The sequence below is a fragment of the Arthrobacter sp. zg-Y179 genome (assembly GCF_020907345.1).
In the GTDB taxonomy this organism is placed as follows: domain Bacteria; phylum Actinomycetota; class Actinomycetes; order Actinomycetales; family Micrococcaceae; genus Arthrobacter_B; species Arthrobacter_B jinronghuae.
In genome coordinates, this window is record NZ_JAJJOB010000005.1 from 80012 (window position 1) to 96995 (window position 16984).

General features: G+C 67.1%; 16 protein-coding genes. 5 read left to right on the forward strand and 11 right to left on the reverse strand.

The window, feature by feature from the left end; all coding sequences use genetic code 11:
* Positions 1-156: 156 nt before the first annotated feature.
* Complete coding sequence (locus LOC56_RS03505; protein WP_229950506.1) at positions 157-1215, reverse strand: glutathione S-transferase family protein; 1059 nt, start codon at positions 1213-1215, stop codon at positions 157-159.
* 129 nt (positions 1216-1344) lie between these two features.
* On the opposite strand from LOC56_RS03505, the gene LOC56_RS03510 reads away from it, so the two are divergent.
* Positions 1345-2388, forward strand: a complete 1044-nt coding sequence (locus tag LOC56_RS03510; RefSeq protein ID WP_229950508.1) for an NAD-dependent epimerase/dehydratase family protein — start codon at positions 1345-1347, stop codon at positions 2386-2388.
* A 7-nt stretch (positions 2389-2395) separates the two neighbouring features.
* On the opposite strand, the gene LOC56_RS03515 is transcribed toward LOC56_RS03510, so the two are convergent.
* Entirely contained in the window at positions 2396-3373 is a 978-nt protein-coding gene (locus LOC56_RS03515; protein ID WP_229950511.1) for an NAD(P)/FAD-dependent oxidoreductase, read from the reverse strand.
* A 65-nt stretch (positions 3374-3438) separates the two neighbouring features.
* Between LOC56_RS03515 and LOC56_RS03520 the strand changes: the two genes are divergently transcribed.
* Positions 3439-4821: an APC family permease gene (locus tag LOC56_RS03520; protein WP_229950513.1), complete on the forward strand. Its 1383-nt coding sequence runs from the start codon at positions 3439-3441 to the stop codon at positions 4819-4821.
* An 83-nt stretch (positions 4822-4904) separates the two neighbouring features.
* On the opposite strand, the gene LOC56_RS03525 is transcribed toward LOC56_RS03520, so the two are convergent.
* From LOC56_RS03525 to LOC56_RS03560, 8 genes are all read right to left on the reverse strand, one after another.
* The gene (locus LOC56_RS03525) at positions 4905-6014 is read right to left on the reverse strand and encodes a YihY/virulence factor BrkB family protein (protein ID WP_229950515.1); all 1110 of its coding nucleotides are present in this window, start codon (positions 6012-6014) and stop codon (positions 4905-4907) included.
* A gap of 90 nt (positions 6015-6104) precedes the next feature.
* The gene (locus tag LOC56_RS03530) at positions 6105-6416 is read right to left on the reverse strand and encodes a PRC-barrel domain-containing protein (RefSeq protein ID WP_229950518.1); all 312 of its coding nucleotides are present in this window, start codon (positions 6414-6416) and stop codon (positions 6105-6107) included.
* Positions 6417-6526: 110 nt separating this feature from the next.
* Positions 6527-7789: a mechanosensitive ion channel family protein gene (locus LOC56_RS03535; protein WP_229950521.1), complete on the reverse strand. Its 1263-nt coding sequence runs from the start codon at positions 7787-7789 to the stop codon at positions 6527-6529.
* A 115-nt stretch (positions 7790-7904) separates the two neighbouring features.
* Positions 7905-8954: an iron-siderophore ABC transporter substrate-binding protein gene (locus tag LOC56_RS03540; RefSeq protein ID WP_229950523.1), complete on the reverse strand. Its 1050-nt coding sequence runs from the start codon at positions 8952-8954 to the stop codon at positions 7905-7907.
* A gap of 159 nt (positions 8955-9113) precedes the next feature.
* Positions 9114-10355 carry an NAD(P)/FAD-dependent oxidoreductase gene (locus tag LOC56_RS03545; RefSeq protein WP_229950527.1) on the reverse strand — a complete coding sequence of 414 codons (1242 nt, stop codon included), beginning with the start codon at positions 10353-10355 and terminating at the stop codon, positions 9114-9116.
* Entirely contained in the window at positions 10355-10699 is a 345-nt protein-coding gene (locus LOC56_RS03550) for a bifunctional 3-phenylpropionate/cinnamic acid dioxygenase ferredoxin subunit (RefSeq protein ID WP_229950529.1), read from the reverse strand. The genes LOC56_RS03545 and LOC56_RS03550 overlap by 1 nt, the downstream gene beginning before the upstream one ends.
* A gap of 52 nt (positions 10700-10751) precedes the next feature.
* Positions 10752-11255, reverse strand: a complete 504-nt coding sequence (locus LOC56_RS03555) for a MarR family winged helix-turn-helix transcriptional regulator (protein WP_229950532.1) — start codon at positions 11253-11255, stop codon at positions 10752-10754.
* 108 nt (positions 11256-11363) lie between these two features.
* The gene (locus LOC56_RS03560; RefSeq protein WP_229950536.1) at positions 11364-11993 is read right to left on the reverse strand and encodes a TIGR03085 family metal-binding protein; all 630 of its coding nucleotides are present in this window, start codon (positions 11991-11993) and stop codon (positions 11364-11366) included.
* A 200-nt stretch (positions 11994-12193) separates the two neighbouring features.
* Between LOC56_RS03560 and LOC56_RS03565 the strand changes: the two genes are divergently transcribed.
* Entirely contained in the window at positions 12194-14167 is a 1974-nt protein-coding gene (locus LOC56_RS03565) for an acyl-CoA dehydrogenase family protein (protein ID WP_229950539.1), read from the forward strand.
* A gap of 3 nt (positions 14168-14170) precedes the next feature.
* On the opposite strand, the gene LOC56_RS03570 is transcribed toward LOC56_RS03565, so the two are convergent.
* Entirely contained in the window at positions 14171-14782 is a 612-nt protein-coding gene (locus LOC56_RS03570; protein WP_229950542.1) for a TetR/AcrR family transcriptional regulator, read from the reverse strand.
* 120 nt (positions 14783-14902) lie between these two features.
* On the opposite strand from LOC56_RS03570, the gene LOC56_RS03575 reads away from it, so the two are divergent.
* Together LOC56_RS03575 and LOC56_RS03580 are read left to right on the forward strand one after the other, a co-directional pair.
* Positions 14903-15691 (forward strand): SDR family oxidoreductase, encoded by a 789-nt coding sequence (locus tag LOC56_RS03575; RefSeq protein WP_229950543.1) that lies wholly within the window; start codon positions 14903-14905, stop codon positions 15689-15691.
* Between the two features lie 32 nt (positions 15692-15723).
* Positions 15724-16983, forward strand: a complete 1260-nt coding sequence (locus tag LOC56_RS03580) for an acyl-CoA dehydrogenase family protein (protein ID WP_229950546.1) — start codon at positions 15724-15726, stop codon at positions 16981-16983.
* Position 16984 lies beyond the last annotated feature (1 nt).

Consider the following 16984-nt stretch of genomic DNA (forward strand, 5'->3'; position numbering starts at 1 on the left):
CGCGGGAGCCGCGCTGGCGGGGAAAGCCTGACGGGCGTGCGGCAACGCTCACGTAGGCACCTCCCTAGGGCAACGGGCAATTTCTTAAGTAAGGCTAGCCTATGGTTACTGCCTTTAAGAAACGTTTATGTTGCGTATTAGGACGCCTGCCGCGGGTTATCTATCGGCGCCGTGTCCCGGGGCAACCCGTTCCGATTCGCGCACCGGCCCAGGTGCGGTTCCGTCGCCGAAGGGCCGGCCTCCCAGCTCCTCGCGGCCGTGCTCCGAAAGCCAGTTGGACAGGTCCGGGCCTTTGGGCACAATTCCGGTGGGGTTTATGTCCTCGTGGACTATGTAGTAGTGCGCCTTGATCTGCTCGAAGTCCACGGTGTCCCCGAAGCCGGGCGTCTGGAACAGGTCCCGGGCGTACCCCCACAGGGCGGGCATCTCGGTCAGCTTGTTCCGGTTGCATTTGAAGTGCCCGTGATAGACGGGGTCAAAGCGCACCAGGGTGGTGAACAGCCGGACGTCCGCCTCGGTGATGGTGTCCCCTACCAGGTAGCGCTGCCGCGAGAGCCTGTCCTCCAGCCAGTCCATCGCGGCCCACAGCCGGTCATAGGCTGCGTTGTAGGCTTCCTGCGAGCCGGCGAACCCGCACCGGTACACCCCGTTGTTCACCTCGGTGAAGATCCGTCGATTGACCTGTTCCATTTCCTCCAGGTGCTCCGCGGGCAGCAGGTCCGGGGCGCCCTCGCGGTGGAACTCCTTCCACTCCGTGGAGAAGTCCAGGGTGATCTGCGGGAAGTTGTTGGTCACCACGGCGCCGGTGGGAACGTCCACGATCGCCGGGACGGTAATCCCGCGCTGATAGCCGGGGACCCGCCGGAAGAAGGCTTCCTGCAGCCGTTCAATGCCCAGCACCGGGTCCCGGCCGTCCGGATCCAGGTCGAAGGTCCAGCTGCGAGCGTCATGAGTGGGCCCGGGCAGGCCCAGCGAGATGGCGTCCTCCAGACCCAGCAGCCGCCGGACAATGATGGTCCGGTTGGCCCACGGGCAGGCACGGGCCGCGATCAGCCGGTACCGTCCGGCCTCCACGGGATAGCCGTCCCGGCCGTCCCTGGTGATTCGGGTTTCGATGTAGTTCGTGTCCCGCGTGTATTCGGTGCCGCCGGTGACATAGGCGCCTTTGGTGCTGTGCGCGGAGCTGTCCGCCGGGGCTGATCCCTGAGTGGTCATGCCTTCCAGACTAACGCGTTCCGCCCTCCCGCAGGCGGTCTGCCGATGCACCTGGGGGCTGCCGGAAAACGGGCGCGGCGGTAGAGTCGAGTCCAGTGCCGGCAGCAGTGCAACGGAAGGATCTGGACCATGCGAGTAGCGGTTATCGGAGCAACCGGAAACGTTGGAACGGCTATTCTGCGCCGGCTGGCCGAGGCCCGCAGCGAACGCGGTGACCTTGAGGTGGTGGGGATTGCCCGCCGGATTCCGGACACCTCGCTGCCTCCGTACATCAACGTCGAGTGGCACAGCATCGACGTCGGTGATGCCGCCAACGTGGACAAGTTGACCGAGGCGCTGCGCGGGTCCGATGCGGTCATCCATCTTACCTGGCTGATCCAGCCCAACCGGGACGAAGCCGAGCTGCACCGGGTCAACGTCAAGGGCACGGAAAACGCGCTGGCTGCGGCGGCCGCCGCTGGGGTCCGGCAGTTTGTCTGCGCTTCCTCGGTGGGAGCGTACAGCCCTGCTCCGAAGGACCGGCTGACGGATGAATCCTGGCCGGCACGTGGCATCGCCAGCTCGCACTACAGCAGGCACAAGGGCGAACAGGAAGCCCTCCTGGACAGGTTCGAGCTGGAGTACCCGGAGATCGCCGTGGCCCGGCTGCGGCCGGGGCTGATCTTCTCCTCCGATGCCGGAAGCGAGATCGGCGGCTACTTTGTGGGCCGGGTGATCCCCAAGTTCTTACTGAACAAGCTACGCCTGCCGGTGATCCCGCTGCCCAGCGAGTTCGTTTTCCAGGCGGTCCACGCCGATGACATTGCCGATGCCTATTGGCGGGTGGTGGACCAGCGCGCGGAGGGTGCCTTCAACATTGCCGCCGATCCGATCATCACGCCCGAGCTCCTGGCCGGGGTACTGGGCGCCAAGCGGGTCCTGAACGTGCCGGTGAAGCTGGTGCGCGCCGTCGTCGGCCTGACCTGGGCAGCGCATCTGCAGGCCACGGATCCGGGCTGGATCGACATGGCCGCCGCCGCACCGGTGATGGACACCACCCGGGCACATGAAGAGCTGGGCTGGCAGCCGCGGAGAACCTCGCTGGAGTCCCTGAAGTTCGTGCTGGACGGGATGAGCACCGGCGACGGGGTGGCGGGCTCTCCGCTGCTGGCACCCCGCAGCCAGGTGCGCTAACCGGTACCTAGACCGCTGCGCGCAGGTCCGCTGCTTCGACCATGCCTGCTGCGGGGCGGGCGGCGGCCACCGCCAGCCCGAGGTCCTCTTCGAGCAGCTTGGCATTGACCACCACTGCCAGCCGATACGCGTCTCCGGCGGCGGCGACGACCTGGGCGGAGGGATCGGTGGCATTGCCCACCGCCCAGATCCGCTCCTGGCTGGTGCGCCCGAGCTCGTTGGTGACAATGCAGCCGTCGTCATCCGTTTCGAGATGTTCGGTCAGCCCGGCGTCCATCTCGGCCGCGGGCTCCAGGAACAGTGCTTCACAGGGGACGGTTTGGCCGTCGGCCAGCACCAGGGCCGCCAAGGCATCGTTCTCGACCCTCAGATCCGCCACCGTGCCGTCCACCACCCGGACACCCATGGCAGCCAGGCCGCAGGCATCCTCTTCGCTGAGCGAAATGTCCTCGTGCAGCACCAGGACCACATCCTCGGAGAAACTGCGGACCAGCTGGGCCTGCTGGATGGAGGTTTCCCCGGTTCCCAGCACGGCCAGCTTTTTGTCCACTGTTTCGTAGCCGTGGCAGTAGGGGCACTGCAGCACGTCCCGGCCCCAGCGGGAGCGCAGGCCTTCGATCTCCGGCAGGACGTCCCGCAGTCCGGTGGCCAGGATCAGCTGCCGGCCGCGGAACTCGCCGCCGTCGCCGGTCCTGACCGCACCGGAGGCTTCCACGGAGGCCACCGTGGCCTCTGCCAGTTCCACACCGTAGCCGCGGACCTCGGCGCGGGCGAGCTCAAGCAGTTCGGCCGGCGGCATGCCGTCACGTGTGGGGAAACCATGCACATGGCCGGCAGGAGCATTGCGCGGGGACCCGGCGTCGAGCACCACCACCCGGCGGCGGGCCCGTCCCAGGACCAGCGCAGCGGTCAGTCCGGCTATGCCGCCGCCCACAATAACAACGTCATACTCGGGCGCAGAAAGGGAAGATTCAGAACTGGTCATAGCTAATTTTTACAGGATCGGAGAGGGATCATCAGCATTCTTACTATCTTGCATAAACTTTCCCTATGGAAGAAACGACGCAGGAAAAGCCTGCCTCCAAACTCAAGCAGGGCATCACCGGCCCCATGCTGTATCTGTTCATCCTCGGCGACGTACTTGGTGCGGGTATCTATGCCCTGGTGGGCGAGGTCTCCGGCCAAGTAGGCGGTGCCATCTGGGTGCCGCTGCTGGTTGCCCTGGTGCTTGCGCTGCTGACCGCCGCCTCCTATGCCGAACTCGTGACAAAGTATCCGAAGGCCGGCGGCGCAGCAGTGTTCGCCCAGCGCGCCTTCAAGGTTCCGGCCATTTCGTTCCTGGCCGGTTTCGCCATGCTCGCCGCCGGCGTGACCAGTGCCGCCGGACTGGCATTGGCGTTCACCGGTGACTACCTGAGCCCGTTCCTCGACGTACCCTCCGTCCCCGCAGCCATCGTGTTCCTTCTGCTGGTGGCGCTGCTGAACGCCCGCGGTATTTCGGAATCGGTGCGCAGCAACGTGGTCATGACCATTATTGAGCTCTCCGGGCTGGTCCTGGTGATTGTGCTGGTTGGCCTCATGCTGGGCAAGGGCGAAGGCTTCGCGGAACAGGTCACCCAGTTCCCGGTGGGCGTGAATCCGGGCACGGCGGTCCTCGCCGCATCGGTGATTGCCTACTACTCCTTCGTGGGCTTCGAGGTTTCGGCCAACATTGCCGAGGAAGTCCGCGACGTCCGCCGGGTGTACCCGAAGGCCATTTTCGGAGCCATGCTCACCGCGGGCCTCGTCTACGTCCTGATCGGGCTGGCTGCATCAATTGCCCTGCCCACTGAGGACCTCGCCGGGTCCTCCGGTCCGCTGCTCGACGTCGTCAGCGCCACCGGGTTCGGCGTCCCGGACTGGCTCTTCAGCCTGGTGGCCCTGGTAGCCGTGGCCAACGGCGCCCTGCTGACCATGATCATGTCCTCGCGGCTGACCTACGGAATGTCCGAGCAGGGCCTGCTTCCCGCCGTCTTCGGCCGGGTGCTGCCCAACCGGAAGACCCCGTGGGTGGCCATCATCGCCACCACCGCCGTCGCCATGATCCTGACCACGACCGGCGGGCTGGCGTCGCTGGCCGAAACCGTGGTCCTCCTGCTGCTCTTTGTCTTCCTGAGCACCAACGTCGCAGTGATTGTGCTGCGCAGGGACAAGGTGGAGGAAAAGCACTTCAAGGCCCCGATTGTGGTGCCGTACCTTGCCATTGCCTCCTGCCTGCTGCTGCTCACCCAGCAGGACGGCACGGTCTGGCTGCGGGCCGGCGCCCTGATGGCCGTCGGACTGCTGCTGTTCGGAGCCCGCTTCCTGGCCAAGGGCAAGAACCTCGGCGCCAAGGGCCGCCGCGGTGCGGGCAAGTCGAAGGAAAGCAGCACCGAAAACACGCGGGAGCGGTAGACGCCAACCCACACGCAAAACCGCCCCGGACCAGCTGGTCCGGGGCGGTTTTGCGTTTGCGCGGCTTTGCAGTGCGCTAGCGGTTACTCGTGCAGGTCGTCGTCGTAGTCCTTGCCGGCATGCTGCTGGCGCAGCTTCCGGCCCTCGGCGATGTCCTTCTCTTCCTGTTCCTGCCGCTTCTCCGTCTGGCGGGTATCGCGCGGGGGCAGCTGCACGGTTTCCTCGGCCTGGATGCCGGCCTGCAGCTCGCGGCCGCGCTCCACCTCGGCGTCGAACTCCGCGCCGAAGAGCAGGGACACATTGGCCAGCCAGATCCACAGCAGCAGGACGATGACGCCGCCGATGGCGCCGTAGGTGGCGTTGTAGTTGCCGAAGTTGGCGACGTAGAAGCTGAAGCCAAGGGTCACGATCGCCAGGATCACGAGCGCAATCAGCGAGCCCATGCTCATCCAGCGGAACTTGGGCTGCTTGACGTTCGGGGTGGCGTAGTAGAGGACTGCGATGATCAGCACGGCGAAGATCACCATGACCGGCCACTTGGCGATGTTCCAGACGGTTACCGCTTCACTGCCCAGACCGATGACATTGCCGATCGCTTCCGCGATCGGGCCGGAAATCACCAGCATCAGCATCAGTGCGGCGGCCATCAGGACCAGGACCAGGGTCACGAGCAGCTGCGTGGGAAGCAGCTTCCAGGCGGGCCGGCCTTCCTCAACTTCGTAAATGCGGTTCAGGGAACGGCCAAACGCCTTCACGAAGCCGGAGGCGGACCAGAGGGCGCCCAGGATACCGACAATCAGGGCGAGGCCGGCAGCGCTGGACGAGGTCAGCTGCTCGATCGGCCCTTCCACTACGCTGACTGCTTCACCGGGAGCGAACTGCCGCACGAGGTCCAGCAGGGCCTCGGTGGTGCTTTCGGCCTGGCCCACCAGGCCGAGAATGGAGACCAGTGCCAGCAGGGCCGGGAAGATCGCCAGGACTGTGTAGTAGGTCAGTGCCGCGGCAAGGTCGGTGCACTGGTCCTTGGAAAACTCCCGGACGGTCTTCTTGAGGATGTATTTCCAACTGGGCTTGGATACCTCGGTGGGTTTATCGGGCTTGCTGGCATCGTCCGGACTGGGTGCGGTCTCGGCTTTGCTGTTGGTGTCCTGTGCCACTGCGGCCTCCTGCTGGAATGGATGTTCTGACCCCATCGTATTAGTAAGCGTTCTTACCAACAAAGGGGTCCCGCTCCGCCACGGGATCCGCGGAAGTCAGCGGAACCCGGCGGAACTCAGCGGAGCTCAGCGGAGCCGGTAATAATCCATCAGGACGGCCTCTTCTGCGGGGCTCAGCGGATTCTCCGGATTGGCCCCGGGCGAGTGGGACACCTGCTCCCTGGAGTAGTTCACGAAAATGTCCTGCCCGTCGCGGCGGGCACCGGTGAGCGGAACGTAGTGTTCCTCGGTTTCGAACAGGCCCAGGTCAACCGTGATCCAGACAGGCTCTGCGGTAGCACGGTCCAGATGCACTTCGCCCACCAGCCCCAGCCGCTCGCCGTCGTTGGCCCAGACGCTGGAGCCCTGGATTTCGTGGAGCGTAAATGCATCCGCCATTGTCTCGTCCCTTCGCCGGCCCGGCCGAACTGCCGGGGTTCTTATTGCCGCCCGGCGCGCGGCCCGCTGTCAACACCTGCGGGCGTACCGGCCGGCGGGAGGCGGGGAAGTCAGCGCCGTTCGTCGTCGACGGCGTTTCCCTCCCGTTCGGCGAAGACCTCTTCACCGGGGCCGGAGAAGTTCACCCGGCGCTCCACGGCATCGATGCTTCCGGTGAAAAACTGCGAGTCGCTGGTGTCCTCGTCGCGGGGAACCGACGCGGCGCGCGGGCCGCTGTGCACGGCAGTGCCGGCGGGACGGACTTCTTCCCAGCGCTGGCGCGGCAGGGCATCCGGGTGCCATTCCTGCAGATAGGCGACCATGCTTTCGCGGATGAGGCAGCGCAGGTCGAACAGGGTGCCGCTGTCCGCTGCGCTGACCAGGATGCGGATCCGCACCATGCCCTTCACGGCGTCCGTCACCTGCAGCACGCTGGTGCGCTGGTCCCACAGGTCGGTGTCCGCGAGGATTTCCTTCAGCAGGGTGCGCAGGTCCCCCACCGGTACGCGCCAGTCCAGGTCCAGCTCAACCGTGCCCAGGATGTCCGACTGGCGGCGGGTCCAGTTCTGGAACGGCGTGGTGGTGAAGTAGGTGGAGGGCAGGATCAGGCGCCGGTCGTCCCAAATGTGGAGCACCACGTAGGTCATGGTGATTTCCTCGATGGTGCCCCACTCGCCTTCCACCACGACGACGTCGTCCACCCGGATCGCGTCGGTGAAGGCCAGCTGCATCCCGGCGAAAACATTGGTCAGCGTCCCCTGCACGGCGAGGCCGGCAACAATGGAGAGCACGCCGGCGGAGGCGAGGATGCCGGCGCCCAGCGCGCGCACTTCGGGGATGGTCAGCAGCACGCAGGCAACGGCCAGCATGATCAGCATTGCTATGCCCACCCGCCTGCCCAGGATCACCTGCGTCTTCAACCGCCGCAGCCTGCGGTTGTCCCGGGTGTCGGTGCTGTACTTCGTGAGGATCATAGCCTCGATCACCAGCAGCAGGACCACTGCCAGCCACGCCACGGCGCCGATCAGTCCCAACACCAGTACGTAGTCCACCGCCGGCAGCCACAAAGTGCCGGCTGCGGTGGCTCCGAGGGCAATCCGCGCGCCGATCAGCGAGAGCCCCAGCCGCAGCGGGTTCCGGGCCTTCACGGTGATCTCCCGGATGCCCGGCGTCTTCCGGAAGGCCCGATGGACTACCTCCCGCAGGATCCGGGCCAGGATGAGGGCGACACCCACTGCCACCAGCACGGCAAAGAGCGGTTTGAAACTGACAGCAAGCGAGAGCAGGTCTTCCATGCCTTCGATCATTGCAAACAGCCGTGGGTGGCTGTCCAATCAGGTCCCGCGGCGGGCCGGGCGGATTATGCCTGCCGTGCGCTTAAACAGCGGACACCCCGGAGGATTCCGGGGTGTCCGCTGCGCCTTCCGGGGAAGGCACCTGTAATGGGTCCTACTTTGCTTCGTCGGCTGCCGTCGCGGCGTCGGCGATCATCGGCACCACGTTGTCCAGCGCATAGGGGATGCTGAGCACGTTGATGGCCGAGGTTGAGAAGACGCGGGTCGGGTCGGCGTCGGCCACGAGGCCGCCGTTCTTCACCGCGGGGATCTGCCCCAGCAGCGGATCGGAGGCAATGCTGTCCGCAACCTCGTCGCTGGCCACCCAGCTGACAAAGATGTCGGAATCCAGCTGGTTGAGGTTTTCATCCGACCAGGGGATGTAGAACTCGTCGCCCTTGGTGTTCTCCGCTACCACCGGCGCCATGGTGAGACCCAGTGATTCCATGAACTTGGGCCGGTTATCCAGGGCGGTGTAGACGGAATTCTCCGCACCCGGGGCGAGGTTGCCGTAGATGAAGGACTTGCCCTCGAGCTGCGGGTATTCGCCTGCCTTGTCGGTGATGGCCTGCTCGGTGTCCGCGACGAGCTGCTCGGCTTCGTCGCTCTTGCCGAGGGCTTCGCCGATCATGGTGGCGGTGTCCTGCCAGGAGGTGCCCCACGCCGTTTCGGGGTAGGCGACGACGGGAGCGATCTTGCTCAGCTTGTCGTAGTCTTCCTGGGACAGGCCGGAGTAAGCGGCGAGGATAACGTCGGGGTCGGTGGCGGCGACGTCGTCGAAGGCAATGCCGTCAGCCTCGGAGTACTGCGCCGGAGCGTTTTCGGACCCGATGGGTGCATCCAGGTCTTCGAGTGCCTCGTCAATCCAAGGGGTGGTGCCCTGGTCATTGCCGCCGAACTCGATCAGCGGCATCCCCACGGGAACCACGTCCAGTGCCAGCGCGGTTTCTGCGTTGGCCCAGGCCACCGCGGCTACCCGCTCGGGAACCCCTTCAATGGTGGTCTCACCGAAGGCGTGCTTAATGGTTACGGGAAACTGGTCTTCCGCAGCCGCAGCGCTGCCGGAGGATTCATTTTCCCCCGCGGCACCGGTGGAGCAGGCGGAAAGGGACAGAACGGCGACGGCGGCCGCAGCGGCGACGCGGCGCATCCGGGACAGGGCCATGTTGGGCTCCTTGGATCACTCAAACGGACGGAACGGACCCGGCGGTCGCGGATCCAAAAGTAAGGTTAGCCTAGGTTTTCCCTAATTACGCAACGCTAATCTTTCGTAATCCATCCAGCGCACTGCAATTACCCCTCCGGGCACGTAACCCGCGCCTGTTTAGGCCTTCGCGCGGGCCAGCCGGCGCAGGTCGACGGCCGGGTCCTGCAGCAGCACAGGGTCGAGGATACGGCCGGATTCAATGAGCTTCCGGGCTGCCCGGACAGCGGTTCCGCCGTCGACGGCGGCCGCCCCCGCCAGCGCCCCATCCAGACCCAGGCGGAACACCATAAAACCGGAACCGGGCTCGCCGCGGAGCACGGTCTGCCCGGGAACGGCCATGCTGCCGGCCACTTCCAGGTGCACGCCGTAGCGGTCGGACCAGAACCAGTCCGCCGTGCCGGCGGGAGGTTCGGCGCCGAGCATCCCGGCGGCCGCGGCTTCACCGGTGCGGCGGGCTGCGTCCCAGTGTTCAAACCGCCGCCCGGGCACACCGTCGGGGCCGAGGCGGCGGGAGGAATCACCGGCGGCGAAAATGCGTGGATGCGAGGTGCGGCCGGATGCATCCACCAGCAGGCCGGCGTCCACGGCGAGTCCTGCGGCTTCGGCGAGCGCCGTTTCGGGCTGGCTGCCCGCGGCCACCAGGACGGCGGTTCCGGAGAGCCTGCCGCCGTCCGCCAGTTCCACCCGCAGGACGTTCCCGTCCGAGGCGATCCCCGCCGCCGTTCCCCGCACGTATTCGGTCCCGTGCGCAGCGTGGAGGTCATGCAGATAGCCGGCCATTGCGGGGCCCACGGCCTGCGCGAACGGCAGTTCGGCGGGATCCACCAAAGTGACGCCGGCTCCCAGTCCGCGGGCCGTTCCCGCCACCTCGGCGCCGACCAGTCCCGCGCCGAGGATCACCAGACGGGCGCTGGATGCCAGGTGCCCCTGCAATGCCAGGGCATCGTCGGCAGTGCGCAGGGTGAAGACTCCGGGCAGGTCCATTCCGGGCAACGGCAGCCGGCGGGCGCGGGCACCGGTGGCGAGCAGGGCGACGTCGGCGGCGAGGTCCCGGCCCGAGGCCAGCGCGAGGACGGGCGCCTCGGTGCCGTTGCCGGCGTCGAGCTTGTCCACGGCGTCGGCGAGCACCGTAATGCCGTTGTCTTCGTACCACTGTTCCGGGGCAAGCTGCAGGCGGAGCCGGTCCAGGCTGCCGGCGAGGAACGCCTTGCTCAGCGGCGGCCGGTCGTAGGGCAGCCCGGCAGGGTCCACCAGGGTCAGGGTGCCGGCATAGCCGCGCCGGCGGAGCTCACGGACGGCACTGAAGCCGGCGACTCCGCCGCCCACCACAGCAATGGACGCGGGGGCTGCGAGCGCCATCAAGCGTTGAGCGGGCTCTCGTTCGGGTATAGCCACACGGCGCCGTCGCGCACGTCAACGCGGTGCGCCTTGGTGTTGATGAGGGCGGGCAGGCACAAAGCTTCCCCGGTGCGGAGGCAGAACCGCGCGGAATGGATGGGGCATTCCACCTCGTCCCCTTCGATCCATCCGTCGGCAAGGGAGGCATCCTCGTGCGTGCAGGTGTCATTCAGGGCATAGAAGTTTCCATTGTCACTGTGGAATACGGCAATATCGTCCGAGGTGCCCGCCGTTTCGGCATCCACCGTCAGGGCCTCGCCCTCGTCTATCTCGTCAACATCGGCAACGCGGATACCCTCGCTCATGCCTTCCTTCCCCGGCCCCAGGCCAATAACGTGCTGCTCTTAGGTCAACACGTTACCCCGGCAGAGGGGGCTCGGAGGCCGCGCTCAACGGGTTCCCGTCCTGCCGCGCAGCGGCAGGCGGCGTCCCGGAGGGCCGCTGCTGCTTGCCGTGCTCCAGACCGCGGATGAGCGTGATCAACTCCGAGCGCAGCTCCGGGCCGATCCCGGCCGTGGAATTGTCCTGCTCCAGGTTTTCGGCGTCAGCCAGCAGCTTCTGCCCGCGCTCGGAAATTGCCATCCACCGTCCGGAGCGGCCTACGGTCTCGGCCGACACTTCTTCCACGAGACCCTGCGCCGCCATGCTCACCAGCGCCGTACCCAGGGTCTGCGCGGTGACGCGCAGCCGTCTGGCCAGTTCCGCGCGCCGCATGGGCCCCTCGGCCAGGAGCACCCGCAGCACTGTCACGCGCTCCTGGGTCAACCCCACGGCGCGGAGCTTGTTATCTACTTCTCGTCTTACCAGTCTTGCAGCCGTTGAGAGCAGCCGCACGGGTTCCCAGTCCCCCTCGTTCTGCATCTTCCTGCTTCCCTGATACGTCATTGGTAGGCGGTTCTGCTCCGCTGAAACAATCAGTGTGCTTACTATTTCAACGGCAAAGAGGGGGTGCTTGTCAAGCCGGTGAAGCTAGCGGGAAGCCCACTCGCGGAACGCCCGGACGGTCTCACCCCCGCCTTCAATGCTCACATTGGCCGCCGCACGCCTTCCCATGGCGTGCAGGGCGAGATCCACCACATCGCCCGAAATCAGCACCGACGGGATGCCGCCCTTGACCCGGCGCCGACCGGAACCGGGGGCCGCCAGTTCCACACCCACCGGGCTGCTGCGGTAGCCCAGCCGGGCCATGAGGCCCAGCTGCTTCCACAGGGCCTGCTGCTGTCCTGCGGGAAGTTCCCGCGGCGCTGCCGTTGATTCCCCGCGGCGGATGTCCTCATGGTGAATGACGTATTCCACCAGGTTTGCCGCATCCAGCCGGAACGGTGAAAAACGGGCCGGACCGGCGGCGAACCGGTCCACCAGGGCGGCGTAGCCTTCGGGGGTGCCCGCAGCAGCAGCCTCGGCGCCCAGCTGCTTTTCCTGGCCCGGCTTGGGCCGGCGCACCGCATCGGCGGCAATCTTCCAGGGCGCCTGCTCACGGAGCACCAGATGGGCCAGCAGCCGGCGCACATCCCATCCCTCACACAGCGTCGGCGCCAGCGGATCCGCCTCCCTCAGCGTCCGGACCAATTCCGCGCGTTCCGTTTCCACCCATGCCATATCGATCTCCTTCATGTTGAACGCCGCCGGGTTTCTCCCTCATCCGGGAGCTTTCCTCCGACTTTGCGGCCTGCGGCCAACATTAGCCACCGCACGCCCTTTACCCCTACCTACTGACGCGTAGCATGGTCCCCACAGTGGGCTGCGAGGCCGGACACGGTGCCGGATCCACGGTGCAGCCATGACGGAGGAGAAATCCCATGAGCACCACTGATACGTCCCAAGATGCCAGCCGCAACCGAAGTGCCCGCAGAATCAAAGAGCGCGTGGTCACTGAACAAGACGCCCGCAACGCCACCGAAGCAGCACGCGATACCGGAGAATCCCGCCCGAGTTTCGCCAAGGGGATCTACCTCGGCAACTACAACCTGGATCTGGTCGGCTCCCTGCCGCCGGCGGACCTCGACGAAGAGGCCCGGGCCCAGCTGTTCCTGGAAGCCTTGACCGAGTACTGCCGGACCATGGACGGCCTGGCGATTGAACGCACCGGGCTGATTCCAGACGAGAACCTGCGCGGACTCGCGGACCTGGGGGTGTTCGGTATCAAGATTCCCCGGCACTACGGCGGGCTCGGGCTGTCCCTGCTCAACTACGGACGTGCCTTGATGGTCCTGGGCAGCGTGCACCCCAGCCTCGGGGCGCTGGTCTCGGCCCACCAATCCATCGGCGTGCCGGAGCCGGTGAAGGTCTTCGGCACCGAGGAACAGAAGGAAGAGTTCCTGCCGCGCTGCGCCGCCGGGGCGGTGACCGCCTTCCTGCTCACCGAGCCCGACGTCGGGTCCGACCCGGCACGGCTGCGCACCACCGCCATCCCCTCCGAAGACGGCAGCGAATACGTGATTGACGGCGTCAAGCTGTGGACCACCAACGGCGTGATTGCCGAGCTGGTGGTGGTCATGGCCGCCGTTCCGCCGCACGGCGACTCCAAGGGCGGCATCAGCGCGTTCGTGGTGGAAATGTCCTCCCCCGGCATCACGGTGGAGAACCGCAACAACTTCATGGGCCTGCGCGGCATCGAGAACGGGGTCACCCGCTTCACCAACGTCCGCGTTCCGGCGGCCAACCGGCTGGGCCGCGAAGGCCAGGGCCTGAAGATTGCCCTGACCACGCTGAACACCGGCCGCCTCTCCATTCCGGCCATGTGCGCGGCCTCGGGGAAATGGTCGCTGAAGATTGCCCGGGGCTGGTCCGGCGCCCGGGAACAGTGGGGCCGGCCGATCGGCCGGCACGAGGCCGTGGCGAAGAAACTGGCCTACATTGCGGCCACCAGCTTCGCGCTGGAGGCGGTCTTCGAGCTCTCGGCCCAGCTGGCCGACGCCGGCACCAAGGACATCCGCATCGAGGCGGCGCTGGCGAAGCTCTGGGCCAGTGAAATGGCGTACAACGTTGCCGACGAGCTGGTGCAGGTGCGCGGCGGGCGCGGTTTTGAGACGGCCGATTCCCTCGCTGCCCGCGGCGAGCGCGCGGTCCCGGCGGAACAGCAGCTGCGGGACCTGCGCATCAACCGGGTGTTCGAGGGCTCCACCGAGATCATGCACCTGTTCATTGCGCGGGAAGCCGTGGATGCGCACCTTTCCGCGGCCGGGGACCTGGCGGTGGCGGACGCCCCGGTGGGTGCCAAGGCACGGGCGGCGCTGAAGGCCAGCGGCTTTTACGGCAAGTGGCTGCCGACGCTCGCCACCGGCAAGGGCAACGTGCCCACGTCTTACAACGAGTTCGGCCTGCTGGCCAGGCACCTCCGCTACGCCGAGCGGGCCTCCCGCCGGCTGGCCCGCTCCACCTTCCTCGGCATGGCCCGCTGGCAGGCCGGGCTGGAGCACCATCAGGTCTTTCTGGGGCGGATTGTGGACATCGGTGCGGAGATCTTCGCGATCTCGGCCTCCTGCGTCCGCGCCCTGAACATTCGGCGTGAGGATCCGGCGGAGGGCGCGGCCGCGTTCGAACTTGCGGACGCTTTCAGCCGGCAGTCCCGGGTGCGGATCGAGTCCCTGTTCGACGGCCTGTGGCACAACTCCGACGACGCCGACCGGCAGCTGTCCAAGGGCATCCTGGCCGGACGGTACACCTGGCAGGAGAAAGGCGTGCTGGATGCGTCGGAGGGCACGGGTCCGTGGATTTCGGAGACGGCCCGCGGCGACGAACCAAAGGAGAACCTGCACCGCCGGTACCGGTGAGCCCTAGGACGCTCCCACCGCGCCGCGGCAGATCTGCACGTAGCGCACCGCCAGTTCCTCCGGGCTGAGCGGACCTCCGGCGCGGTACCACTGGGACACTCCGGTGCACATGGTGGTGACCGCCCGGCTGGCGTCCTTCGGATACCCGGTGGCGAAGCGGCCGCTGCTGACCGCTGCCGACACCACGTCATCGAGGAGTTTCTGCTGCCGGTCCCGGGCCGCTATGTGCCCGTCCCGGGCCGGCCCCTCCAGACTGCGGATCTCGCTGGCCGCTATGAATGCGTGTTCCCAGCGGTAGGCATGGACCAGGACAAGGCATTCGATCAGCAGGGCAAACCGGTCTTCGACGTCCTCGCCCGCCTCCGCGAGGGCGGCGGTGCTCCGGGCATAGAGATCCGCCATCGCGGATTCGGCTATCCCCACCAGCAGCGCCTGCTTGGACGGATAGTGGTGGTAGAGCCCCGGCACCGACAAGCCGGCCCGGGTGGCCACGGTGCGGATGCTGGTTCCGTGGTAGCCGTGCTCCACGAAGCAGTCCAGGGCATTACGCAGCAGCGGGGGCAGGGCGGGCACGGAAAAGTCCCGCCAGTCGGGCTGCGTACGGACTGCGGTCATGGCGTCCCCTCGATGGTCGAATACCCGGATGTGATCCTTGACACTTTCCGGGCCCTGCACCAGACTAACCATACCGAGCGGTCGCTCGGTAGTGGATGGAAACGGAAGTTGGCGGAGCACATGACCGAACCGGAGAAGTCGGCGGGCAGGCCCCGCCTCGAGGGCAGGACCGCCATAGTCACCGGAGCCAGCCGCGGCATCGGCCTCGCCATCGCCCACCGCCTGGTGGCCGAGGGCGCGAAGGTCTGCATCACTGCCCGCAACATCGGCCCGTTGAAGGAAGCCGCTGCAGAGTTCCCCGAAGGCAGCGTCCTGGCCATAGCCGGCAAGTCCGATGACCCGGACCACCGCACGGAGGTGCTGGACACCGTTGCCCAGACCTGGGGCCGGCTGGACATCCTCGTCAACAACGCCGGCGTGAACCCGGTGTACGGTCCGCTGAGCAAGCTGGACCCGGAGGCCGCCCGCCGGATCCTGGACGTCAATGTGCTGGGCACCCTCGCCTGGGTTTCCGCCGTGTGTGCGCACGAGGCACTGGATTTCCTGGGCCGCGGCGGATCGGTGCTGAATCTTTCTTCGGTCTCGGCGCAGACCCCGGCCGCCGGCATCGGCTTCTACGGCATCAGCAAGGCCGCCGTGGAACAGCTCACCCGTACCCTCGCCGTCGAGCTGGCCCCCACCGTGCGCGTGAATGCACTGGCACCCGCCGTCGTCAAGACGCAGTTTGCGCGCGCCCTGTATGAGGGCCGCGAAGAAAAAGTCAGCTCCACCTACCCGCTGAAACGGCTCGGCACCCCGGAGGACGTGGCCGGTGCGGCCGCCTTCCTGGCTTCCGACGACGCCGCCTGGGTCACCGGGCAGATCATCAACCTCGACGGCGGCCTGCTCGTGGCCGGCGGCGCGGCCTGACCGCTCCCACCGCATCCCCTAAGGACCCCCTCATGAGCACTGTTTCCCTGCCTCCGGAAATCGAAGACCTCCGCCTGCGCACCCGCGAGTTCATCCGTGGCACCGTGATGCCCGCAGAACCGCGGCCGGGCGCCGTCGTTCCGGAGGCACTGCTGGAGGAACTGCGCGCCGCCGCCAAGGCCGCCGGGGTCTTCGCCCCGCACGCACCGCGCGAGTACGGCGGGCAGGGGGTGCCGCTGGCGTACTGGTCCCCCATCTTCCAGGAGGCCGGCTATTCGCTGATCGGCCCCTCGGCGCTGAACTGCATGGCCCCGGATGAAGGGAACATGCACATGCTGAACCTGATCGGCAGCGAGGAGCAGAAGCGCCGCTACCTCGACCCGCTGGTCTCCGGCGAGGCCCGCTCCTGCTTCGGCATGACCGAGCCGCACCCGGGTGCCGGGTCGGATCCCGCCGCCCTGCGCAGCAGCGCCGCGAAGGTGGACGGGGGCTGGCTGATCAACGGGGAAAAGCGCTTCACCAGCGGCGCCAACAACGCCACGTTCTGCATCGCCATGGTGCGCACCGACGCGGTGGACGGTGCGCCCGCCGGAGCCACCATGCTCCTGGTCGACATGGACGCCCCCGGCGTGCGGATCGGCGAGCAGCTGCACACCATGGACCGGGCGATCGGCGGCGGGCATCCGCACGTGCACTTTGAGGACGTGTTTGTGCCCGACGACGCCGTGCTCGGCGCACCCGGCGAGGGCTTCCGCTACGCGCAGGTCCGGCTCGGTCCGGCCCGGCTGACCCACTGCATGCGCTGGCTCGGCCTGGCCCGGCGTTCCCTGGACATCGCACTGGACCGCACCAACCGGCGCGAGATCTTCGGCTCGGTGATGAACGAACTCGGCCTGGCCCAGGAAATGATCGCGCAGTCCGTCATCGATATTGAAACCTCCGATGCCATCATCACCAAGACCGCCGCCCTGTTGGAAACCGATGCCAAGGCCGGCTCGGCCCTGTCCTCGGTGGCCAAGGCCCACACCTCGGAGGCGGTGTACCGGGTGATCGACCGGAGCCTGCAGCTGTGCGGCGGCGACGGCGTCACCGACCGGCTGCCCCTGGCGTCCTACCTCAACGAGGTCCGCGCCTTCCGCATCTATGACGGCTCCAACGAAACGCATAAGTGGGCCATTGCCCGCCGCGCTTCCGCCGGCCGCCGCCGGGAAGCGGAGCGCGGCGCTCCGGATCTTGCCGATGTGTCCCGCCCGGCGTCCGACGCCGGAACCCCCGCCGAAGCGAAAGCCTGAA